This window comes from Caulobacter sp. AP07 (assembly GCF_000281955.1).
Classification (GTDB): domain Bacteria; phylum Pseudomonadota; class Alphaproteobacteria; order Caulobacterales; family Caulobacteraceae; genus Caulobacter.
This window is the reverse complement of the sequence record NZ_AKKF01000005.1, coordinates 1-21,160: the sequence shown is the minus strand read 5'-3', so window position 1 is coordinate 21,160 and position 21,160 is coordinate 1. Positions and strand designations below refer to the sequence as shown.

Genomic DNA, 21,160 nt, shown 5'->3' with positions numbered 1-21,160 from the left:
ACGGGGCGTGTCGGGAGACTACCTGCCTCGCCATTTTTCCGGAGATCGCCGTGAGCCACCCAGAGCCAGCCCCCACGCCCGGTGTCGCGAAGATCGCCGTGGCCGGCGCCCTGGGCCGGATGGGCCTGGCCGTGGCCGGCGCGATGGCGGGGCGGGCCGACGTCGCCCTGGCCGGCCGCTTCGGGCGTCCGGGGACCGGCGGCGAGGGCCTGGTCGGGCGGTTCGAGGCCCTGGCCGGGGCCGACGCGGTGATCGACTTCACCCTGCCCGAGGCCTCGGCCGAGCTGGCCGAGGTCTGCGCCGACCTGGCCGGGGCGACGCGCGGCGGGCCGGCGGTGATCATCGGCTCCACCGGCTTCACCCCCGAGCAGTCGGCGCGCATCGCGGCGGCGGCTCGCAAGGTGGCCATCGTCCGCTCGGGCAATTTCTCGCTGGGCGTCAACATGCTGCTGGGCCTGGTCCGGCAAGCCGCCGCCGCCCTGCCCGCTTCCGACTGGGACGCCGAGGTGTTCGAGGCCCATCACCGGCGCAAGATCGACGCCCCGTCCGGCACCGCCCTGATGCTGGGCCAGGCCGTGGCCGCGGGGCGCGGCGTCGACCTCGACGCGGTGGCCGACCGGGCCCGCGACGGCGTCACCGGTCCGCGCCGCGAGGGGGCGATCGGCTTCTCGGTGGTGCGCGGCGGCGGGATCATCGGCGAGCACAGCGTGATCTTCGCCGGCGAGTCCGAGGTGCTGACCCTGTCGCACTCGGCCACCGACCGCGGCCTGTTCGCGCGCGGGGCCATCGCGGCGGCGATCTGGGCCCGGAACAAGCCGCCGGGGCTCTACGACATGCAAGACGTCCTGGGTTTTGAGGCATGAGCGCGACAGCCGAAAGTGGCCGCCGGTTTCGGCGCCCGTCGCGCGACCAAAATAAATAGGACCTAACAATCGCCGCCTGTTGCGGCATTGTGCCCCCGATGGCCGAGCCCCCGCCCGACCCCCAGCCTGACGCCAAGCCGTCCCCCCCGACCCGCCGGCCCCGCCGCGCGGCGATGCTCGACGCCGGTCTGGAAATCATGTCGCTGGCCGCCCTGGCCTTCGTCGCCGTGGGCTTCTCCGCCTATGCCGGCCGCCGCGAGATCAGCCGCGAGCTGGCCGTGGCCTGGCTGGAGGACAAGGGCATCGAGGCGACCCTCGACCTCGACGACCTCGACGCCACCGGCTTCGCCGGCTCGATCCGCCTGGGCCCCAGGAACGCGCCGGTGTTCTCGGCCGAGCGAATCGAGGTGGCCTACGACCTGGCCGCCCCCTGGAGCGGTTCCGGCAAGTTCGCGCTCAACACCCGGGCCATCCGCCTGGTGCGGCCGCGCCTCAACGCCAGCCTCGACCAGAACGGCTTCCACTTCGGGGCCTTGCAGCCGCTGATCGACGAGGCGCTGAAGACCCCCAGCGAGCCGAACGCGCCGGGGCCGGCGATCCTGGTCGAGGACGCCCGGGTCAGCCTGCGCCTGCCCGGCGGCGCGGCGCGTCTGACCGGCGACGCCAGCCTGGACGACGGCAAGCTGCTGCGCTTCGACGGCCGTCTGGCCCCGCTGCGCTACGCCACCAAGGACCTGTCGTTCGACACCGCCGGCCTGTTTCTCAAGGCCCGCAAGCGTGGCGAGCGGCTGACCCTCGACGTCGACCTGGACATGCGGTCGCTGAGCACGGGCCAGCTGGACCTGACCGACGCCCAGGGCGCGCTGCAGGCCGACATCGCCTATCCCGACCTCCAGAAGCTGTCGATGGTCGGGCCGGCCGAGGTGCGGCTGGCGCTGAAGGCGCGCGGGGCCGACCTCGACACCGCCACCCTGGGCGGGCTGGAGGCCAATTTCGCGGCGACCGGTCTGCTCAGCGGCGACCTCAAGCGCGGGGGCTTCACCGGCCACACCACCCTACACGCGCGCGGCGAGCGGCTGACGGCGCCGACGCTGGACAGCCGTGACGTCGTCGCCGACCTCGACCTGACCGGCCTGGCGGTGACCTACGATCCGGCCGGGGCGCGGGGCTCGGCCCGCACCCGCCTGGCGGCCACGGCCGAGCGGGCGGTGGCGGGCGGCGCGGCCCTGTCGCGGACGGCGATCGAGGTCAATTCCACCAGCCTGACGGCGATCTCCGACGCCCACCGCCAGTCGCTCAGCGGGCCGATGGCGGTCACCCTGGGCAGCGGCCGCGCGGCGGTCGGCGGGGTGGTGCTGTCCAGCCTGGCGGCCAGCGGCAAGGGGCGGTTCTCGGCCGGGAGCGACGGGGTCAGCCTGGGGCTGGACGGCCAGGCCGGGGCCGACGGCGTGGTGTCCGGACCCGACGCCCAGCGGCTGACCGCCGCCCTGCCCAATCCCGACTACGCCAAGGCCGCGGCCGCCGCCCTGTCGCGCTTCGAGGTCTCGGCGCCCGCCCTGCGGCTGGCCGTGCGGGACGGACAGACCAGCCTGTTCCTGCCGCGTCCCGTCGCCCTGACCGCCGCCAGCGGCGCCAAGGCGACCCTCGCCGCGTCCGGCGGACCGCTGGTCGCCGCGGCGGGCGACGGGGCCGGCGGCCGGGTGGCCCTGGCCCTGGGCGGCGGCGGCCTGCCCGACATCACCCTGAAGGCCCCGAACTGGCGGTCGGGTCCGGGCGGCCTGACCAGCGACGTCGTCCTGGCCGGAACCCTCGACGTGCCGCCGGTCACCGGGCTGTCGGGAACCCTGAACGGCCGGGCCCAGCTGGTCGGCGACACCTTCACCCTGCGGCTGGCGCGCTGCACGCCGCTGACCGCCAAGACCTGGGAGATGGGCGAGCCGCCGATCTCCGACCTCAGGTTCGACGCCTGCCCGACGGCCAGGCCGTTGGTCCAGGCGGCCGGCGGGGCCTGGCATGCCTCGGCCCGGATCGAGCACGGCCAGGCGCTGGTCAATGTGGCCGAGGCGCGCGTCGAGGGCGTGACGGCCGGTTTCGAGGGCGGCGGTCGCGGCGGGTTCGACGAGGCGCAGGTGCGGGTCACCGCCGCCCGGTTGGTCGAAGCGGCGGCGGCCCGGCGCTTCGAAACCATGGCGGCGACCGGGGCGGTCAACCTGGCGCGCGGCCAATGGATCGGCGGCTTCGACGCCGCCACCCTCGACGGCCGTCCGGTCGGCAAGATCACCCTTCGCCACGACGTGGCCAGCGGTCGCGGCGAGGCCTTGATCGACGCCTCGCGCATGGTGTTCGTCAAGGGCGGCCTCCAGCCCCTGGGCCTGTCGCCCCTGGCCGCGATCGCCCGCGAGGCCGACGGTCCGGTCGCCTTCACCGGCCGCTTCGACTGGACCGGCGAAACCATGACCAGCGAGGGTCGGCTGTCGACGCCGGGTCTGAACTTCAAGAGTCCCCTGGGCTTCGTGGCCACCCTGAAGGGCGACGTGGCCTTCACCAGCCTGGCCCCGCTGATCAGCGCCCCGGACCAGACCCTGAAGATCGAGCGGGTCGACGCCATCGTGCCGATCCAGGCGGTGGTGGCGGACTTCAGCCTGGACGCCGAGGCGCTGCACCTGCGGTCGACCGTCTTCGAGGCCGCCAAGGGCAGCGTCTCGATCGAGCCGATCGAAGTGCCCCTGGACGGCAAGGGCACGCTGAAGGGCGTCGTCAACATCCAGCACCTGGACCTGGGCGAGCTGGTCGCCGGCTCGTCGATGGCCGACAAGATCAAGGTCGAGGCCATCGTCGACGGCCGTCTGCCGTTCGAATACAGCCCGGCCGGCCTGCGTTTCCTGGACGGCCGGATCTACGCCACCCAGCCCGGCCGCCTGTCGATCGCCCGCGAGGCGCTGGGCGACGTCTCCGCCGGCCAGGGCGGGGTCGATCCCAACGATCCGCTGATGGCGGCCAAGCCCGCCCAGGTCAACGCCATCCAGGACTTCGCCTACCAGGCCATGGAGAACCTGAGCTTCGAGATGCTGGAGGCCAAGGTCAACAGCACCGACAAGGGCCAGCTGGGCATCCTGTTCCACATCAAGGGCGAGCACGACCCCAAGGTCGCCGAGAAGGCCAAGGTCGGCCTGCTGGAGCTGATCCGCGGCACCGCCTTCCAGCGCCGCATCCCCCTGCCCGCCAAGACCCCGGTCGATCTGACCCTCGACTCGTCGTTGAATTTCGATGAGCTTCTCGCGGGGTGGAAACGGGCCTGGCAGGACGCCCAGTCGCAAACGCCGGGGCCCGCCGCGCCGCCGGTCGATACGCCTCCGCCTCCGCCGCCGCGTTCAGATGGGGTTCAGCCTTGAAGTCGCAGATTTCACTCGAATGGAGAAACGCATGAACAAGAGCGCCCTGATATCGGCCCTTATCGCGACGGGCGCCTTGGCGGCCTGCGCCCCGACGATCCACGTCAAGGTCGACCCGATCAACATCTACGCCAAGCTGGACGCCAATGTGCGCGTGCAACTGGACAAGGAAGTCCAGACGGCGATCCAGCAAAACCCGAACCTGTTCTAAGAGAGGAACCGACATGATCCGCAAGACTATGACGGTCCTGGCCCTGGCCGCTTCGCTGGGCGCCGTGGCCCTTCCCGCCCTGGCCCAATCGGCCGCCGCCAAGGCCGCCGTCGACGCCGGCAAGGCGTCCGGAACCGTGGGCGAACAGGCCGACGGCTTCCTGGGCGTCGTCTCGGGCGGCGACGGCGCGCTGCGCGCCGCCGTGGCCGAGATCAACGCCGGCCGCGCGGCCGTCTACAAGGACACCGCCGCCAAGACCGGCGTCACCGCCGAGGCCGCCGGCCAGGCCACCGCCAAGCAGCTCTACGCCCGCCTGGCGCCGGGCCAGTACTGGAAGCCGCTGGATGGCGGCTGGACGAAGAAGTAGGACGGCGTTTGGGGACGCGCGCATGCGCGTGTCCCCATCCCCATCCTCCGCCTCCGCACCTTGAACCCACCCCCGGTCATCGCCACCTAAGCCTCACGTCGCGAGGCCTGGCGCCGATTCCGGGCTTGGTCCTCGCGCACGAAGTCGCTTGAGCGAGGACTTCGCGATGACCCGGACGATCCTGTTCGACAGCCCCTTCCTGCTGGGTTTCGAACACACACGAGACCTGATCGAGCGCGCGGCCAAGGCCGCCGCCGAAGGCTATCCGCCCTACAATGTCGAGCAGGCCGAGAACGGCGGGGTGCGCATCACCCTGGCGGTGGCCGGCTTCTCGCCAGACCAGCTGCAGGTGACCGTCGAAGGCGGCCAGCTGGTGGTGGCCGGGCGGCGCGAGGCGGACGGCAAGTCGGAAGCCGACCGGGCCTACCTGCACCGCGGCATCGCCGCGCGCGGCTTCCTGCGCACCTTCGTGCTGGCCGACGGCATGGAGGTCACGGCCGCGACGCTGGAACACGGGCTGCTGCACGTGGACCTGGCCCGGCCCGAGCCTGAACGGCTGGTCCGCCGCATCCCGATCCGCTCCCTGGGCTGAGCCGCCCGATACGCCCTTCGCGATCGCGGTCTGAACCGAGACGCGTCGCGGGGCGTTCCCTCTTGAAGGAGGTGGTCTTATGACACCTGACCCCGCTATCCCGATCTTCACCGCCGAGGCCTTCGCGGCGCTCGGCGCGCCCGATCTGGTCTATGTGCGACCGATCAAGGCCGCGGAGATCCTGGCCGACGTTCCGGCCGACGTGACCGATTTCGAACTGTCGCCCGACCAGACCCTGTATGCGGTGTTCCGCGCTGACGGCGCGCGCCTGGCGGTGCTGACCGATAAGGACTCGGCCGTCGCCGCGGCCCTGGCCCACGAACTGGCGCCGGTGTCGGTGCACTGAGACTGATCGCTAGCTGCTTGCCCCCACCTGGCGGCTTCGCCGCCTGTTCGCCCCCATAGGGGGCGGAGCCCTCTTCCCCCTATGGGGGAGGAGGGCCGAAGGCCCGGAGGGGGCGAGTGCGCAAGCGCCCTAAGCCGCCGTCGGCTTGCTCTCCTGGGCATGGGTCAGCATCACATGCACGGCGTCGGCCGAGCGCGCCTTGCGCAGCTGCTCGCGCAGTTCGGGCTGGCGCATCATCCGGGAAATCCGGGCCAGGGCCCGCAGGTGGGTGGAGTCGGCGTCCTTGGGTGCGAACAGCGCCACCAGCAGGTCCACCGGCTTGTCGTCGACGGCCCCGAACGCCACCGGCGTCTCCAGGCGCACGAACACCGCCCGGACCCGATCGACGCCCGACAGGCGCGCGTGCGGAATCGCCACGCCCTGGCCGACGCCGGTCGAGCCGGCGGCTTCACGTTCCACCAGGCCCTCGAGCGCCTCATCGACATCGACGCCGAAAGCCCGGCCGGCGACGTCGGCGATGACGCCGAGAACCTGACGCTTGTTGGCGGCGCTGACCCGCAGTGTGACCGCGCTGGAATCCAGTAGATCGCCGATGGTCATGGACTTAGAAGCTCGCTCGTTGTCGGTCGTCGCCGCGTCGTCGCGGGCCTTCCGAAACGCCCCAACCGCCCTTGAGTTCGGTTAGCTCACGGCTGGCCCGTACCCGTTCAGCGCCTTCGTGCGTTCGGGGTCGATCCAGCCGATATTTCCGTCAGGCCGCCGGTAGACCACCGACAATCCGTCGTGGGCGGCGTTCCTAAACACGATTGCCTGGGACTCGGTCAAGTCCAGTTCCATGACCGCCATGGAAACGGTCATGATCTTCAGCGAGCCCTGGGCCTCGGCGATGATCATGGCGGACGGCGCGCCGGCGGGGTGGTCCTCGCCCGTGCTCCAATCCTCGTCGTCCGCCTCGTCGCCCTCGGGGGCCCGCAGCACGTACATCGCCGCGTTTTCGGCCTGTTTGGCGGTGGCGGCGATCGAGTGGCTCTTCAATCGTCGCTTATAGCGGCGAATGCGCGTCTCGATCTTGGCCAGGGCGGCGTCGAAGGCCGCATGGGCGTCGCCGCCCGCTCCATGGCTGATCAGCTGCTGGCCCGAAGCCAACTTGACCGAACAATCGACCCGGAAGGCGTAGCCCTCCTTGCTGATGATCACGTCGGCGGCGCCGCCGCGATCAAAATACTTGCCGATGCTCAGGGCGATTTCGTCGGAGACTCGCGCTCGCAGAGCCTCGCCAACGTCGACATGCTTGCCGGAGATTTGGACTTGCATGCGCTAACAACGCGCCCGTCTCGGCCCAGTGTCAAGCACTGCCGAGGCGCCTTAAAACAGGCCCGAAAACATGTGCAGCAACCTATCGACGGCCGCCGCGACGACACTCGCGCTGAGCACCAGGATGCCCACGCTGACGGCGGCCATCAGATAGCCGAGCAGGGCCAGAAGCCCGTCCCGTTGCAGCAGGGCCAGGGACAGCACCGCCACCGTCGCGCCCGGCGCGAGGTTGCCCAGCGGGATCGGCAGCACCAGCACCAGGGCCAGAAGCGTGCAGACCACGCCGATCAATCGCTCGCCCGCCGGGGCGAACAGGATCTCCAGCCGCGGCCGGGTGACCAGTTCCATGCGCCGGACGATCGGGGTCAGCTTGCGGAACAGGCCACGCAGGTCGTCGCGCTTCAGCGGGTGCTCGACCAGCTTGCGCGGCAGCCAGGGGACTTCGCGGCCCAGGGCGATCTGCGGGGCCAGCAGCAGGATCGGCAGGCTGAGCAGGGTCGAGGAGCCCGGGGGCAGGGGCAGGCAGTTGAGCAGGCCGAAGACGAACAGCATGGCCCCGAAGGCCCGGCTGTCGAACTGTTCGAGCATCTGGCCGACGGTCAGCACGGGGCGCGTGTCCTCGCCGAAGCTCTCGATGACGTCGGACAGGCTTTGGATCGTCATTCTGCGCCCCTGGTCGCACGCTTAGAACGCGGAGCGCGGCCATTCGGCCAAGCGATCAGCAGGTTTCCTTGATCAGCCGGCGACGTTCGACCGACGACGGGATGCGCAGGGCCTCGCGGTACTTGGCCACCGTCCGGCGGGCGATGTCGACGCCGCCCTCCTTGAGGATCTCGACCAGGCGATCGTCGGAATGGACGTCGGCCTCGGTGCGCTCGGCCTCGACCAGGCCCTTGATCTTGTGGCGCACGCTGGCGGCCGAGTGGGCCTCGCCGCCCTCGGTGGCCTGGATGGCCGAGGTGAAGAAGAACTTCAGCTCGAACACCCCGCGCGGGGTGGCGATGTACTTGTTCGAGGTCACCCGGCTGACCGTGCTCTCGTGCATGCCGATGGCGTCGGCGACGGTCTTGAGGTTCAGCGGCCGCAGGTGCTCGACGCCGTAGGCCAGGAAGGCGTCCTGCTGGCGGACGATCTCGCTGGACACCTTGAGGATGGTCTTGGCCCGCTGGTCCAGGCTCTTGACCAGCCAGTTGGCGGTGGCGAAGCAGTCGGAGACGAAGGTCTTCTCCTGGTCGCTCCGCGCGCCCTTGGAGACCCGGGCGTGGTAGCGCTGGTCGACCAGCACCTTGGGCAGGGTGTCGGTGTTCAGCTCCACGTGCCACAGGCCGCCCGGGGTCTCGCGGACATGGACGTCGGGCACCAGGGTCTGGGGCGGGTCGCTGTGGAAGGCCGCGCCGGGACGGGGGGTCAGGGCGCGGATCTCGGCGACCATCTCGCGCAGGTCCTCGTCGTCGACGCCGCACACCTTGCGCAGCGCTGCCATGTCGCGGCGGGCCAGCAGGTCGAGGTTGTCGAGCAGGGCGGCCATGCAGGGGTCGTAGCGGTTGACGTCCTTCAGCTGCAGAGCCAGGCACTCGCGCACGTCGCGGGCCATGACGCCGGCCGGCTCGAAGCCTTGCAGCACGGTCAGCACGCCCTCGACGAAGGCCAGGTCGCAGCCCAGGCGCGTGGCCACCTCCACGAGGTCGGCGCGCAGGTAGCCGGTGTCGTCGACGGCGTCGATCAGCACCCCGGCCACCACGGTCTGGGCGGCGGTCAGGCCGGCCACGCCCAGTTGCTCGGTCAGATGCTCGCAGAGGGTCGGCGGGCGCGACAGGGCGCCTTCATAGTTCTCGTCGCTCTCGAAATTGCCGCCGCCGCCCGTGCGCGACCAGTCGATCTGGCCGCCGGCCTGTTCGGCTTGCGCCCCATCCGAACCTGGGCCGTCGCCGGTGGCGCGCTCGCCGGGCGAGACGTCGTCGGGCGTGGCGTCCATCTGGCCGCTGGCGGCGCTGTCGGACACCGAGTCGAGGCCGAGGTTTTCCGCCGGGCGTTCGATGTCTTCAGGCGCGCGTTCGACCTCGGCCGGGCCGTCGTCGCGTTGGAGCAGGGGGTTACGCTCGAGCTCGGCCTCGACGAAGGCGTCGAGCTCGAGGTTCGACAGTTGCAGAAGCTTGATGGCCTGCTGCAGCTGCGGCGTGATGACAAGGCCTTGGCCTTGCCGGAGCTCCAATCTGTGGCCGAGAGCCAATGCGCCCTCCTGGGCAAATCGAACCATGTGTCGATCGCCATTGAAGGGCAGTCTGGTTAACGGGGCGCGAACGTCAGCAAAAAGCGTGCCGCCGCGACCATCCGTCCCAAGAACTGGGAATTTTTCTTTTGGAGGTGTCTCAAACCCTGTTCAGGCAGGGGTTTGGTCGGGTCGCGACCCGCGCGGGATCGCGGTCCGCGCCGGCGGGGCCGGGCGCGGACCGTAAAAAGACCTAGGCCCGCTCGGCGAAACTGTCGCCCAGGTAAACGCGGCGCACTTCCGGATTGTCGACGATCTCCTGCGGCGAGCCCTCGAACAGCACCTCGCCGGCGTGGATGATCGAGGCGCGGTCGATGATGTCCAGCGTTTCGCGCACGTTGTGGTCGGTGATCAGGATGCCGATGCCGCGACCCCGCAGATAGCCGATCACCTCGCGGATGTCGGCGATGGCCAGGGGGTCGATGCCGGCGAAGGGTTCGTCCAGCAGCATGAACGACGGTTCGCTGGCCAGGGCGCGGGCGATTTCCACCCGCCGGCGCTCGCCGCCCGACAGGGCGACGGCCGGCGACTTGCGGATGTGGGTGATGCGCAGCTCTTCCAGGATGCCGGTCACCTGCTCGCGGGCCTTGCGCTGGCTCTTCTGGCGCATCTCGACCACGGCCATGACGTTCTGCTCGACCGTCATGCCCCGGAAGATCGAGGCTTCCTGCGGCAGGTAGCCGACGCCCATGCGGGCGCGCTGGAACATCGGCTGGCCGGTGATGTCTTCGCCGTCCAGATAGATCGAGCCGTAGTCGGCGGCGACCAGGCCGGTGATCATGTAGAAGCAGGTGGTCTTGCCGGCCCCGTTGGGACCCAGCAGGCCGGCGACCTCGCCGCGCTTGAGGCTCAGCGACACGCTCTTGACGACCGGACGATCGCCGAACGACTTGCCGATCGCGTCGACGAACAGGCCGTCGCCGTTCCTGTCGGCCCGCAGGGATTGCATTGAAAACGCCATGGGATCCTACGGCTTGCCGGCGGCGGGCTTCTTGTCTTTGTTCTGGTCGGGATAGAGCACCGCGCGCACCCGGGGCTTGCCGCGCCCCGTGGCGTTGGATTCCATCTTCACGTCGTTGGTCTTGGTCTTGATGGTCATGCGGTCGCCGCGGGCGACGTCCTGGCCCTGGACGGCCACCACGTCGCCGGTGACGACGACGGTGTCGGTCCCGTAGTCATAGACCGCGTGGTCGCCGCGCACGGTCTGTTCCGGCGTGACGTAGAAGACGTTGCCGTCGGCCTCGACCCGGTCGACGTCGCCGCAGTCGTTGCCGCCGCCCGGCGCGCCGGGGCTGTTGGACGAGGTCTTGCCGGGCGTCTTGCGCCGGTTATAGACCGTCATCACGTTGGCGCGCATGCGGGCCTTGTCCTGCAGGACCTCGACCGCGCCGCGGAAGATGGTCTTGCACTGGCTGGTGATGACCTCCTGCTCGTCGGCGGAGATGTCCACGGGCGCGCTGGAGTTGTTGGCGCTAGCCGGCGTGGCTTGCCGCGCCAGAGCCTGGCCGCCCAAGAGGCTGAGGGCGATCGCCGCCGGCGCCATCCATCGATTCATCAACCGCGTCCTCATCTATTCTTGGACCGACTCGCCGGTCTTCCGGTCAATCCGTGTCTTCACGCCACCCCGGAAGATGATGCGATCACCCTTGTCATATACGGAGTAGGCGTTGGATTGCACCTGTCCAGTTGGGCCTTCGCCTTGAAGCGTGGTTTCACCGGTGATGTTACCGGTGCGGGTGTCGACCATCGCCTCGTTCGAGGCGAAGCGGTAGCCGGCCCCGTCGTCCATGCGCACATTGCCGAACAGCTGCAGTTTCAGCGTGTCCTCGCGATAGATGCCGCGGTCGGCGGTCGATCGCGTCGGGGCGGGGCTGCCGACGCCCAGGGTCAGGGTCGGGGCGTCGAGGAACACCCGCTTGAGGTCGGCTTCGTCGCGCACCGCCGAGCGGGCGGTGATGATGAAGGGGCGGCCGTCGCTGGACTGGCCGTAGAACCGCGGCGTGATCATCCGGATCTGCGCCTTGTTCTCGGCCGGTCGCCGGTCGCCGGCGGTGACGCTGCGCCAGACGACCTGGCCGCCGACCGAGGCCAGGATCGCGACCATCGCCAGCGGCAGCACGACGCGCGCCAGGCGGACGCGGCGCGAGCGGCGGCGCCAGCGGCGCAAGTCCCGCCTATAGCCGCCACGATCCGCGTCCAGGGTGGTCATCCGTGGCCCTTCAGCTGTGGGCGAAGATGTCGACGTCTTCCCAGCCGGCCAGGTCGAGGGCGGCGCGATGGGGAAGATAGTCGAAGGCGGCGTTGGCCAGTTCCATGCGGCCTTCGCGGACCAGCATGCCGTTCAGGCGTTCGCGCAGGGCGTGGAGATGCAGCACGTCGGACGCCGCATAGGCCAGCTGTTCGGGCGACAGCGTCGCCGCGCCCCAGTCCGAGCTCTGCTGGACCTTGGACAGTTCGACGCCGATCAGTTCGCGCGTCACGTCCTTCAGGCCGTGGCGGTCGGTATAGGTGCGGGCCAGCTTCGAAGCGATCTTGGTGCAGTACACCGGGGCGGTCATGACACCCAGATGCAACAGGAACATGGCAATATCGAAGCGGCCGAAGTGGAAAAGCTTCACCACGGCCGGGTCGGTCAGCAGGCGCTTGAGGTTGGGCGCGTCATAGGCCGAACGGTCCAGGCGCACGACGTGGGCGTCGCCGTCGCCGGACGACAGCTGCACCACGCACAGCGGGTCGCGGCCCAGGCGCAGGCCCATGGTCTCGGAATCGATGGCGATGGCGGTCGCGCCGGCGAAGACGCCGTCGGGCAGGTCGCCTTCATGCAGGAAATTAGCCAAGTCTCTTCGTCTCCGCGCCTCGGTCTCGTCGCACGGACGTCCGAATTCCCGACACGCCAAAATGGGGCGCCGACACTATATGCTGGATGAACAGGATATCTATCGCAAGGATAGCCTGCCCGGAACGCCCGATCAGCGGGACACCGGGTGGCTCCACCCCGACCCTCTTTCGAGGGTTGGTAGGGGGTGGTGCCCAGGAGAGGACTCGAACCTCCACGACCTTTCAGTCACTGGCACCTGAAGCCAGCGCGTCTACCAATTCCGCCACCTGGGCCTGCGGGGCAATCCGTGGATCGCCGCGAGGCCGGGACGTTTATGCAATGGTTCTGGCCACGTCAATCGCCAAGTTGCGCATTTCGTTGCGATTGGTCGCCGGCTCGTCTATCCCCCGGCTCACGGCTTTAGGATGAGGTAGATTATGCAAGGTCTGGTCACGGTGTTCGGCGGCTCCGGCTTCGTCGGCGGCCAGGTCGTTCGGGCGCTCGCCAGGGCGGGCTATCGCGTCCGCGTCGCGGTGCGCCAGCCCAACCTCGCCTACAAGATGCGCATGCTCGGCGATGTCGGCCAGATCGAGGTCGTGCAGGCCAACCTCCGCAACGCCCCCTCGGTGGCCCGGGCGCTGCAAGGCGCGGAGGGCGCCGTCAACCTGGTCGGCGTGCTGTGGGAGACCGGCCGCCAGAAATTCCAGGCCCTGCACGCCATGGGCGCCCGGACCGTGGCCGAACAGGCCAAGGCCGCCGGCGTCAAGCGGCTGGTGCACATCTCGGCCCTCGGCGCCGACCTGCAGTCGCCGTCGAAATACGCCCGCACCAAGGCCATGGGCGAGGCCGCCGTGCGCGAGGCCTTCCCCGGCGCGGTGATCCTGCGGCCGTCGGTGGTGTTCGGGGCCGACGACAAGTTCTTCAACAAGTTCGGCGAAATGGCCGGCGTGTTCCCCGCCCTGCCGCTGATCGGCGGCGGCGAGACGAAATTCCAGCCGGTGTTCGTCGGCGACGTGGCCGCGGTGGTGGCCAAGGCCGTCGCCAGCCCGTCCGCCGAGGGCCTGACCTACGAGCTGGGCGGCCCGACCGTCTACAGCTTCAAGGCGCTGCTGGAGATGATCCTGCGCGAGACCGGCCGCAATCGCCTGCTGGTCCCGCTGCCGTGGTTCGCCGCCTCGCTGATCGGCAAGCTGGGCGACGTCTTCGCCGCCGTCGTGCCCCTGGCCCCGCCGCTGACCTCGGACCAGGTCGAGTCGCTGAAGGCCGACAATGTCGCCGACAACGGCCTGCCGGGCCTGGCCGAGGCCGGCGTGGTCCCGACCGCCGTCGAGGCGATCGTCCCGTCCTACCTCTACCGTTACCGCAAGGGCGGCCAGTACGCCGACGTCCCGGCGGGGGCGTTCTAGTCTTCCTTCTCCCCTTGCGGGAGAAGGTGGCGGCGTAGCCGCCGGATGAGGGGTCTCTCAAACGACAAACGCCGCGACCGGCCTTTTCGGCTGTCGCGGCGTCTTGCGTCTATCGACCCCTCACCCGACCTCCTTCGGAGGCCACCCTCTCCCGCAAGGGGAGAGGGAAAGGAAAGTCAGCGCGGGATGTAGATCAGCCCCAGGCCGATCACCCCGACCACGATCCGCCACCAGGCGAACGGGGTGAAGCCGCGCTTGCCGATGAAGCCGATCATGGTCTTCACCACCACCAGGCCCGACAGGAACGACACCACGAAGCCGATGGCGATGGTCCCGGCGTGGCTGGCGTCGATCTGGTCGTAGCTCTTGAGCAGGTCCAGGGCGAAGGCCCCGACCATGATCGGGATGGCCATGAAGAACGAGAACTCGGCCGCGGCCTTGCGCTCGACCCCCAGCAGCATCGAGCCGACGATGGTAGAGCCCGAGCGCGAGACGCCGGGAACCAGCGACAGGCACTGGAACAGGCCGATCAGCAAGGCGGTCTTCAGGCTCAGCGCCATGCCGTCGTGCTCGCGGGCCGGCGGAGCCTTCTTGTCGACGACCAGCAGGATCACCCCGCCGACGATCAGCGACACGCAGATCACCTGCGGCAGGAACGGGTTCTCGAAGAAGTGCTTGATCACCCCGTGCAGGGCCAGACCGGCGACGAAGGCGGGGATGCAGCCGATGATCACGCTGAGCGCGAAGCGGCGGGCCTCGGGCTTGGTCGGCAGGCCGACCACCACCGCCCACAGGCGCTGGAAATAGAGGGCGACCACGGCCAGCACCGCGCCCAGCTGGATCAGCACGATGAAGGTGTCCCAGGTCGGATCGGTCAGGCCCAGGGCGATCTTGGTCAGCAACAGGTGGCCCGTCGAGGAGACGGGGATGAACTCCGTCAGGCCTTCGACCAGGCCCAGCACGATCGCGATCAGCCAATCCGGCATCGTCATTCCTCTAGGCTCAAGGCCTGCAAAAGCTTGGCGCCGGGCGTGCGCCCGACACGGTAAACAATCGGTTTATCCATAAAGTGGACCATTATAAGGCATTGCTGAGAGTCGTTCGCAATGACCCTGTCGCCATCACGGATATATTTGTCCACAAATTTGACCGACGCATTCTTCTTGCCGCTGAGAGTCCGTATGAGGCCCTCGCACGCAAATTTTTCCCCGGAAGCGGGGACGAGGGAAGTCGCATGGCCGAGCGCATGCTGAAATTCACGACTGTCGCCCGCAAGACGCCCGAAAAGCGGGCGGCCGAGGCGCGCAACGGCGACTTCCACGAGATCTACGCCGACTTCATCGACGCCAAGGCCACCGAGCAGGCCTCGCGTTGCTCGCAATGCGGCGTGCCGTTCTGCCAGACCCACTGCCCGCTGCACAACAACATCCCCGACTGGCTGCGGATGACCGCCGAAGGCCGGCTGGAAGAAGCCTACCAGCTGTCGCAAGCCACCAATTCCATGCCCGAGGTCTGCGGTAGAATCTGCCCGCAGGACCGCCTCTGCGAAGGCAACTGCGTCATAGAGCAGTCGGGTCACGGAACGGTGACGATCGGCTCGGTCGAACGCTACCTGACCGACAAGGCCTGGGAGATGGGCTGGGTGAAGCCGCTGGCGGCCGGTCCGGACCGCGGCCAGTCGGTGGGGATCATCGGCGCCGGGCCGGCCGGCCTGTCGGCGGCCGAGATGCTGCGCGAGGACGGCTACGACGTCACCGTCTACGATCGCCACGACCGGGCCGGCGGCCTGCTGATCTACGGCATCCCCGGCTTCAAGCTGGAAAAGGACGTGGTCGAGCGCCGCACCCAGCGCCTGGCCGACGGCGGCGTGGCGTTCAAGCTGGGCTTCGAGGTCGGCCGCGACGCGTCCTTGCAGGACCTGCGCGACCGGCACGACGCCGTACTGATCGCCACCGGCGTCTACGCGGCCCGCGAAATGACCGTCCCTGGGGCCGGCAGCGAGGGCGTGACGCCGGCGCTCGACTACCTGATCGCCTCCAACCGCGTCGGCCTGGGCGACAGCGTCCCCGAATACGACAGCGGCGTGCTCAACGCGGCCGGCAAGGACGTGGTCGTGGTCGGCGGCGGCGACACCGCCATGGACTGCGTGCGCACCGCCGTCCGCCAGGGCGCCACCTCGGTTACCTGCCTCTATCGCCGCGACAAGGCCAACATGCCCGGCTCGCTGCGCGAAGTGGCCAACGCCGAGGAAGAGGGCGTGATCTTCGAATGGCTGGCCGCGCCGCGCGCGGTGATGGGCGAGGCGACCGGCGTCACCGGCGTGCGCTCGATCCGCATGCGCCTGGGCGCCCCGGACGCCTCCGGCCGCCAGACCCCGGAAGAGATCGACGGCGGTGACTTCGACCGTCCGGCCCAGCTGGTGGTCAAGGCCCTGGGCTTCGAGCCCGAGAACCTGCCCGAACTGTTTGGCGCGCCCGACCTGAAGACCACCCGCTGGGGCACGGTCAAGGCCGACGTCCGCCACCAGATGACCAATCTGGACGGCGTGTTCGCGGCCGGCGACATCGTGCGCGGCGCCTCGCTGGTGGTCTGGGCGATCAAGGACGGCCGCGACGCGGCCGACGCCATCGGCCGCTACCTGCAGGCCAAGGTCGCCTCGACCTTGATCGCGGCGGAGTAGGGCGCGATGCCCGCCTCGCCCTCCGGGACCCTGACGGCGATCCTGCCGTGCAACGACCTCGACGTGTCCGAGGCGTTCTACGCGCGGCTGGGCTTCGTCCAGCCGGAGGAGGAGAGGGGCGCGCACGAAGGCTACCGCATGCTGGCCAACGGCCAGGGCGGCTTCCTGCACCTGACCAACGCCGTCGAGGGTTGGCTGGTCCCGGGCCACAACCCCTTCGGCCTCTATCTCTACGCCGAGAACATCGACGAACTGGCCGCCAACTTCGTCGGCGAGACGATCGAGAAGCACGGTCCCGGGGACAAGCCCTGGGGCATGTACGAATTTTCCCTGTCCGACCCTGACCAGACCCTGGTCCGCGTCGGCTGGCCGACCCGATTGAGGGCCCCGCGATGACCGACAAGACCGTTCCGACCCAGACCGAACTCTATCTGAAGAACCGTCAGGCCCTGATCGAGGGTCACGCCTACGACCCGTCGACCGAGCGCGACGCGTGCGGCGTCGGCCTGGTCTGCGCCATCGACGGCCAGCCGCGTCGCGAAGTGGTCGAGCTGGCGATCAAGGCCCTGAAGGCTCTGTGGCACCGGGGCGCGGTCGACGCCGACGGCAAGACCGGCGACGGGGCCGGCGTGCTGGTCAGCGTGCCGCAGGACTTCTTCGTCGACCAGGTGCGCCGCACCGGCCACGCCCTGCGCCAGGGCCCGATCGCCGTCGGCCAGGTGTTCCTGCCGCGCACCGACCTGGGCGCCCAGGAAGCCTGCCGTACGATCGTCGAGGCCGAGGCCCTGCGGTTCGGCTTCTACATCTATGGCTGGCGGCAGGTGCCGGTCGACACCTCGGTGATCGGCGAGAAGGCCAACGCCACCCGCCCCGAGATCGAGCAGATCATGCTGGCCGCCCCGGCCGGCCTGGAGGGCGAGGCGCTGGAACGCGCCCTGTTCCTGTGCCGCAAGCGCATCGAAAAGCGCGTCCACGCCCAGAACCTGTCGGGCTTCTACCTGTGCTCGTTCTCCGCCAAGTCCCTGATCTACAAGGGCATGTTCCTGGCCGAGCACATCGACGAGTTCTATCCGGACCTCAAGGACGAGCGCTTCAGCGCCGCGGTGGCGATCTTCCACCAGCGCTATTCGACCAACACCTTCCCCGAATGGCGCCTGGCCCAGCCGTTCCGGATGCTGGCCCACAATGGTGAGATCAACACCATCAAGGGCAACATCAACTGGATGAAGTCCCACGAGATCAAGATGGCGGCCGACGCCTTCGGCGAGTTCGGGGACGACGTGAAGCCGGTGATCCAGCCGGGTGGCTCGGACAGCGCCAACCTGGACAACACCTTCGAGGTGCTGGTCCGGGCCGGCCGCGACGCGCCGATGGCCAAGGCTCTGCTGGTGCCGGAAGCCAACAGCCCGCACATGAAGCCGGCCCACAAGGCCCTCTACAGCTACTGCAACGCGGTGATGGAGCCGTGGGACGGCCCGGCCGCCCTGTGCGCCACCGACGGCCGCTGGGTGGTGGCCGGCAAGGACCGCTCGGGCCTGCGGCCGCTGCGCGTGGCCTATACCGACGACGGCCTGGTGATCATGGGTTCGGAAGCGGGCATGTGCGGCGTCGAGGAAAGCCGCATCACCCGCAAGCTGGCGATCTCGCCCGGCCGGATGATCGCCATCGACCTGGCCGAGGGCAAGCTCTACGGCGAAGACGCCATCATCGACGAACTGGCCGGCCGCCACCCCTATACCGACTGGCTGGGCAACATGGTCGATCTCGAAAAGGAGATCGGCCCCGGCCCCGAGCCGCGCCGGTACGGCCGCGAGGAGCTGACCCGCCGCCAGGCCGCCGCCGGCTTCTCGCTGGAGGACCTGGAAATGGTCCTGGCCCCGATGGTCGAGGAGGGCAAGGAAGCCGTCGGCTCGATGGGCGACGACGCGCCCCTGGCCGTGCTGTCGGAAAAGTACCGGCCGCTGAGCCACTTCTTCCGCCAGAACTTCAGCCAGGTGACCAACCCGCCGATCGACCCCCTGCGGGAGACCGGCGTCATGAGCCTGAAGACCCGGTTCAAGAACCTCGGCAACATCCTGGCGCAGGACGCGGCCCAAGCCGACGTCTACGTGCTGGAAAGCCCGGTGCTGACCACCGGCATGTACGAGCGCATCCACGGCCTGCTGGGCGAGAAGAGCGTGGTGGTCATCGACTGCACCATGCCGCTGCCGGCCCAGGAGGCCCGTCCCGGCGACGCCCTGCGCGCCAACCTCGACCGCATCCGCGCCGAGGCCGAGGACGCCGTGCTGCGCGGCTGCGGGGCCATCGTCCTGACCGACGAGGGCTCGCAGGCCGACCGCGTCGCCCTGCCGATGATCCTCGCCACCGGCGGCGTCCACGCCCACCTGGTCGGCAAGGGGCTGCGCTCCTACGTCTCGATCATCGTCCGCTCGGCCGAGTGCCTCGACACCCACTATTTCGCGGTGCTGGTCGGTGTGGGCGCGACGGCGGTCAACGCCTACCTGGCCCAGGAGAGCTTCCAGGACCGCCTGGAGCGCGGCCTGGTCGGCGACAAGTCGCTGCGCGACGTCTGCATCAACTTCAAGACCGCCATCGAGGGCGGGCTGCTGAAGATCATCTCCAAGATGGGCATCAGCGTCATCTCCTCGTACCGCGGCGGCTACAATTTCGAAGCCGTCGGCCTGTCGCGCGCCCTGGCCGCCGAGTTCTTCCCCGGCATGCCGTCGCGAATCTCGGGCATCGGCCTGGCCGGTCTGGAGAGCAAGGCGGTCGAGCTGCACCGCAAGGCCTGGGGCCCGGCGGCCGTCACCCTGCCGGTCGGCGGCCTCTACAAGCTGCGCCGCTCGGGCGAGAGCCACGCCTTCGAGGCGCGGCTGATCCACACCCTGCAGAGCGCCTGCGACACCGGCGACTACGAGCTGTATCGCCGCTGGTCCAACGGCCTGCGCACCCAGAAGCCGATCCAGCTGCGCGACCTGCTGGACTGGCGCTCGGACCGCAACCCGATCTCGACCGACGACGTCGAGAGCGTCAACGAGATCCGCAAGCGCTTCGTCACGCCGGGCATGAGCCTGGGCGCCCTGGGCCCCGAGGCGCACGGCGTGCTGAACATCGCCATGAACCGGATCGGCGCCAAGTCGGTGTCGGGCGAGGGCGGCGAGGACTCGGCCCGCTACAAGCCGCTGCCGAACGGCGACAACCCCAACAGCGCCATCAAGCAGGTGGCCTCGGGGCGGTTCGGCGTCACCGCCGAATATCTGAACCAGTGCCGCGAGATCGAGATCAAGGTCGCCCAGGGCGCCAAGCCCGGCGAGGGCGGCCAGCTGCCCGGCTTCAAGGTCACCGAGATGATCGCGCGCCTGCGCCACGCGACGCCCGGCGTCATGCTGATCAGCCCGCCGCCGCACCACGACATCTATTCGATCGAGGACCTGGCCCAGCTCATCTATGACCTGAAGCAGATCAACCCGATCGCCCGGGTCACGGTGAAGCTGGTCGCCGCCACCGGCATCGGCGCGATCGCCGCCGGCGTGGCCAAGGCCAAGGCCGACGTCATCCTGGTGGCCGGCAATGTCGGCGGCACCGGCGCCTCGTCGCAGACCTCGGTCAAGTACGCCGGCGGTCCGTGGGAAATGGGCCTGTCGGAAGCCAACCAGGTGCTGACCCTCAACAACCTGCGCCACTCGGTGGTGCTGCGCACGGACGGCGGCATCCGCACCGGCCGCGACGTGGTCATCGCCGCCATGCTGGGGGCCGAGGAGTTCGGCATCGGCACGGCGTCGCTGGTCGCCATGGGCTGCATCATGGTCCGCCAGTGCCATTCCAACACCTGCCCGGTGGGGGTCTGCACCCAGGACGAAGACCTGCGCGCCAAGTTCACCGGCACGCCGGAAAAGGTCATCAACCTGTTCAGCTTCGTGGCCGAAGAGGTCCGCGAGATCCTGGCCGGCCTGGGCTTCAAGAGCCTGCTGGAGATCGTCGGCCGCACCGACCTGCTGGCCCAGGTCAGCCGGGGCGGCGAGCACCTGGACGACCTCGACCTCAACCCGCTGCTGGTCCGCGCCGACCCCGGCCACAACAAGCCCTACTGCACCGTCGAGGGCGGCCGCAACGCGGTGCCCGACACCCTGGACGCCCAGATCGTCCGCGACGCCGCGCCCCTGCTGGAGCGTGGCGAGAAGATGCAGCTGACCTATACGGTCCGCAGCACCGCCCGCTCGATCGGCTCACGGACCTCCAGCCACATCGTCCGCAAGTTCGGCATGAAGGGCCTGCCCGCCGGCCACCTGACCGTCCAGCTCAAGGGCTCGGCCGGCCAGAGCCTGGGGGCCTTCGCGGTCCAGGGCCTGCGCATCGAGCTGACCGGCGAGGCCAACGACTATGTCGGCAAGGGCCTGTCGGGCGCGACGATCGTCATCAAGCCGGCCCGCGGCCTGGCCGCCCCCGAGACCAACACCCTGATCGGCAACACCGTGCTGTTCGGGGCGACGGCCGGGCGGCTGTTCGCGGCCGGCCAGGCCGGCGAGCGCTTCGCGGTCCGCAACTCCGGGGCCACCACGGTGGTCGAGGGCTGCGGCACGAACGGCTGCGAGTACATGACCGGCGGCCAGGTGGTGATCCTCGGCCCGACGGGCGGCAACTTCGGGGCCGGCATGACCGGCGGCATGGCCTTCGTGTTCGACCAGCACGGCCGGTTCGAGGCCAACATCAACCCCGACAGCATCGTCGTCCAACGCCTGGCCTCGCCCTATTGGGAAGGCGTGCTGCGGTCGCTGGTGGCCGAACACGCCCGCGAGACCGACTCGGTGTTCGCCGAGAGCCTGCTGCGCGACTGGGACCGGGTGCGGGACCTGTTCTGGCAGGTCTGCCCCAAGGAGATGGTCTCGCGGCTGCCGCAGCCGC

General features: G+C 69.5%; 19 protein-coding genes and 1 tRNA gene. 10 read left to right on the top strand and 10 right to left on the bottom strand.

Features of this window, described 5'->3' with window-relative positions; genetic code table 11:
• Positions 1 to 50: 50 nt before the first annotated feature.
• The 6 genes from dapB (at position 51) to PMI01_RS00525 (ending at position 5,771) form a co-directional block, all read left to right on the top strand.
• On the top strand, positions 51 to 863 hold the full coding sequence (dapB, locus tag PMI01_RS00550) for a 4-hydroxy-tetrahydrodipicolinate reductase (protein ID WP_007661621.1): 813 nt from the start codon (positions 51 to 53) through the stop codon (positions 861 to 863).
• Between the two features lie 98 nt (positions 864 to 961).
• Positions 962 to 4,255, top strand: a complete 3,294-nt coding sequence (locus PMI01_RS00545; protein ID WP_007661620.1) for an intermembrane phospholipid transport protein YdbH family protein — start codon at positions 962 to 964, stop codon at positions 4,253 to 4,255.
• Positions 4,256 to 4,286: 31 nt separating this feature from the next.
• Positions 4,287 to 4,466, top strand: coding sequence for a YnbE family lipoprotein (locus PMI01_RS00540; RefSeq protein ID WP_007661618.1), 180 nt, complete (start codon positions 4,287 to 4,289; stop codon positions 4,464 to 4,466).
• Positions 4,467 to 4,479: 13 nt separating this feature from the next.
• On the top strand, positions 4,480 to 4,833 hold the full coding sequence (locus tag PMI01_RS00535) for a YdbL family protein (protein ID WP_007661616.1): 354 nt from the start codon (positions 4,480 to 4,482) through the stop codon (positions 4,831 to 4,833).
• A gap of 166 nt (positions 4,834 to 4,999) precedes the next feature.
• A complete protein-coding gene (locus tag PMI01_RS00530) occupies positions 5,000 to 5,425 on the top strand; it encodes an Hsp20 family protein (protein WP_007661614.1) in 426 nt (141 codons plus the stop codon).
• 79 nt (positions 5,426 to 5,504) lie between these two features.
• Positions 5,505 to 5,771: a DUF1150 family protein gene (locus tag PMI01_RS00525; RefSeq protein ID WP_007661612.1), complete on the top strand. Its 267-nt coding sequence runs from the start codon at positions 5,505 to 5,507 to the stop codon at positions 5,769 to 5,771.
• A gap of 129 nt (positions 5,772 to 5,900) precedes the next feature.
• Here the strand turns inward: PMI01_RS00525 and PMI01_RS00520 are convergent, their stop codons facing one another.
• The 9 genes from PMI01_RS00520 to PMI01_RS00480 form a co-directional block, all read right to left on the bottom strand.
• On the bottom strand, positions 5,901 to 6,371 hold the full coding sequence (locus PMI01_RS00520; RefSeq protein ID WP_007661609.1) for a PTS sugar transporter subunit IIA: 471 nt from the start codon (positions 6,369 to 6,371) through the stop codon (positions 5,901 to 5,903).
• An 81-nt stretch (positions 6,372 to 6,452) separates the two neighbouring features.
• Positions 6,453 to 7,085, bottom strand: coding sequence for a ribosome hibernation-promoting factor, HPF/YfiA family (gene hpf, locus PMI01_RS00515; protein WP_007661607.1), 633 nt, complete (start codon positions 7,083 to 7,085; stop codon positions 6,453 to 6,455).
• A 51-nt stretch (positions 7,086 to 7,136) separates the two neighbouring features.
• The gene (locus PMI01_RS00510) at positions 7,137 to 7,748 is read right to left on the bottom strand and encodes an exopolysaccharide biosynthesis protein (protein ID WP_007661605.1); all 612 of its coding nucleotides are present in this window, start codon (positions 7,746 to 7,748) and stop codon (positions 7,137 to 7,139) included.
• Positions 7,749 to 7,803: 55 nt separating this feature from the next.
• On the bottom strand, positions 7,804 to 9,315 hold the full coding sequence (rpoN, locus tag PMI01_RS00505) for an RNA polymerase factor sigma-54 (RefSeq protein ID WP_007661602.1): 1,512 nt from the start codon (positions 9,313 to 9,315) through the stop codon (positions 7,804 to 7,806).
• A gap of 232 nt (positions 9,316 to 9,547) precedes the next feature.
• Positions 9,548 to 10,303, bottom strand: a complete 756-nt coding sequence (lptB, locus tag PMI01_RS00500; protein ID WP_035033788.1) for an LPS export ABC transporter ATP-binding protein — start codon at positions 10,301 to 10,303, stop codon at positions 9,548 to 9,550.
• Between the two features lie 18 nt (positions 10,304 to 10,321).
• On the bottom strand, positions 10,322 to 10,909 hold the full coding sequence (locus PMI01_RS00495; protein ID WP_007661599.1) for an LptA/OstA family protein: 588 nt from the start codon (positions 10,907 to 10,909) through the stop codon (positions 10,322 to 10,324).
• Positions 10,910 to 10,924: 15 nt separating this feature from the next.
• A complete protein-coding gene (gene lptC, locus PMI01_RS00490) occupies positions 10,925 to 11,563 on the bottom strand; it encodes an LPS export ABC transporter periplasmic protein LptC (protein ID WP_007661597.1) in 639 nt (212 codons plus the stop codon).
• 10 nt (positions 11,564 to 11,573) lie between these two features.
• Positions 11,574 to 12,191 carry a ribonuclease D gene (locus PMI01_RS00485; protein ID WP_007661595.1) on the bottom strand — a complete coding sequence of 206 codons (618 nt, stop codon included), beginning with the start codon at positions 12,189 to 12,191 and terminating at the stop codon, positions 11,574 to 11,576.
• A gap of 187 nt (positions 12,192 to 12,378) precedes the next feature.
• Positions 12,379 to 12,465 (bottom strand) — tRNA-Leu (locus PMI01_RS00480).
• A 144-nt stretch (positions 12,466 to 12,609) separates the two neighbouring features.
• Between PMI01_RS00480 and PMI01_RS00475 the strand changes: the two genes are divergently transcribed.
• Positions 12,610 to 13,578 (top strand): complex I NDUFA9 subunit family protein, encoded by a 969-nt coding sequence (locus tag PMI01_RS00475; protein ID WP_007661594.1) that lies wholly within the window; start codon positions 12,610 to 12,612, stop codon positions 13,576 to 13,578.
• A 176-nt stretch (positions 13,579 to 13,754) separates the two neighbouring features.
• Here the strand turns inward: PMI01_RS00475 and PMI01_RS00470 are convergent, their stop codons facing one another.
• Positions 13,755 to 14,564, bottom strand: a complete 810-nt coding sequence (locus PMI01_RS00470) for an undecaprenyl-diphosphate phosphatase (RefSeq protein ID WP_007661593.1) — start codon at positions 14,562 to 14,564, stop codon at positions 13,755 to 13,757.
• A gap of 248 nt (positions 14,565 to 14,812) precedes the next feature.
• On the opposite strand from PMI01_RS00470, the gene PMI01_RS00465 reads away from it, so the two are divergent.
• From PMI01_RS00465 to gltB, 3 genes are all read left to right on the top strand, one after another.
• Positions 14,813 to 16,258 (top strand): NAD(P)-dependent oxidoreductase, encoded by a 1,446-nt coding sequence (locus PMI01_RS00465; RefSeq protein WP_007661592.1) that lies wholly within the window; start codon positions 14,813 to 14,815, stop codon positions 16,256 to 16,258.
• Between the two features lie 6 nt (positions 16,259 to 16,264).
• Entirely contained in the window at positions 16,265 to 16,654 is a 390-nt protein-coding gene (locus PMI01_RS00460; RefSeq protein ID WP_007661591.1) for a hypothetical protein, read from the top strand.
• Positions 16,651 to 21,160: glutamate synthase large subunit (gltB, locus tag PMI01_RS00455; RefSeq protein WP_007661590.1), on the top strand; the 4,510-nt coding region annotated here is incomplete at its 3' end. The genes PMI01_RS00460 and gltB, both read left to right, overlap by 4 nt.

Coding starts and splice junctions, on each gene's coding strand:
- PMI01_RS00545 (WP_007661620.1), top strand. CDS start 962: ATGGCCGAGCCCCCGCCCGACCCCCAGCCTGACGCCAAGCCGTCCCCC.
- PMI01_RS00540 (WP_007661618.1), top strand. CDS start 4,287: ATGAACAAGAGCGCCCTGATATCGGCCCTTATCGCGACGGGCGCCTTG.
- PMI01_RS00535 (WP_007661616.1), top strand. CDS start 4,480: ATGATCCGCAAGACTATGACGGTCCTGGCCCTGGCCGCTTCGCTGGGC.
- PMI01_RS00530 (WP_007661614.1), top strand. CDS start 5,000: ATGACCCGGACGATCCTGTTCGACAGCCCCTTCCTGCTGGGTTTCGAA.
- PMI01_RS00525 (WP_007661612.1), top strand. CDS start 5,505: ATGACACCTGACCCCGCTATCCCGATCTTCACCGCCGAGGCCTTCGCG.
- PMI01_RS00520 (WP_007661609.1), bottom strand. CDS start 6,371: ATGACCATCGGCGATCTACTGGATTCCAGCGCGGTCACACTGCGGGTC.
- hpf (WP_007661607.1), bottom strand. CDS start 7,085: ATGCAAGTCCAAATCTCCGGCAAGCATGTCGACGTTGGCGAGGCTCTG.
- PMI01_RS00510 (WP_007661605.1), bottom strand. CDS start 7,748: ATGACGATCCAAAGCCTGTCCGACGTCATCGAGAGCTTCGGCGAGGAC.
- lptB (WP_035033788.1), bottom strand. CDS start 10,303: ATGCAATCCCTGCGGGCCGACAGGAACGGCGACGGCCTGTTCGTCGAC.
- PMI01_RS00495 (WP_007661599.1), bottom strand. CDS start 10,909: ATGAATCGATGGATGGCGCCGGCGGCGATCGCCCTCAGCCTCTTGGGC.
- lptC (WP_007661597.1), bottom strand. CDS start 11,563: ATGACCACCCTGGACGCGGATCGTGGCGGCTATAGGCGGGACTTGCGC.
- PMI01_RS00475 (WP_007661594.1), top strand. CDS start 12,610: ATGCAAGGTCTGGTCACGGTGTTCGGCGGCTCCGGCTTCGTCGGCGGC.
- PMI01_RS00470 (WP_007661593.1), bottom strand. CDS start 14,564: ATGCCGGATTGGCTGATCGCGATCGTGCTGGGCCTGGTCGAAGGCCTG.
- PMI01_RS00465 (WP_007661592.1), top strand. CDS start 14,813: ATGGCCGAGCGCATGCTGAAATTCACGACTGTCGCCCGCAAGACGCCC.
- PMI01_RS00460 (WP_007661591.1), top strand. CDS start 16,265: ATGCCCGCCTCGCCCTCCGGGACCCTGACGGCGATCCTGCCGTGCAAC.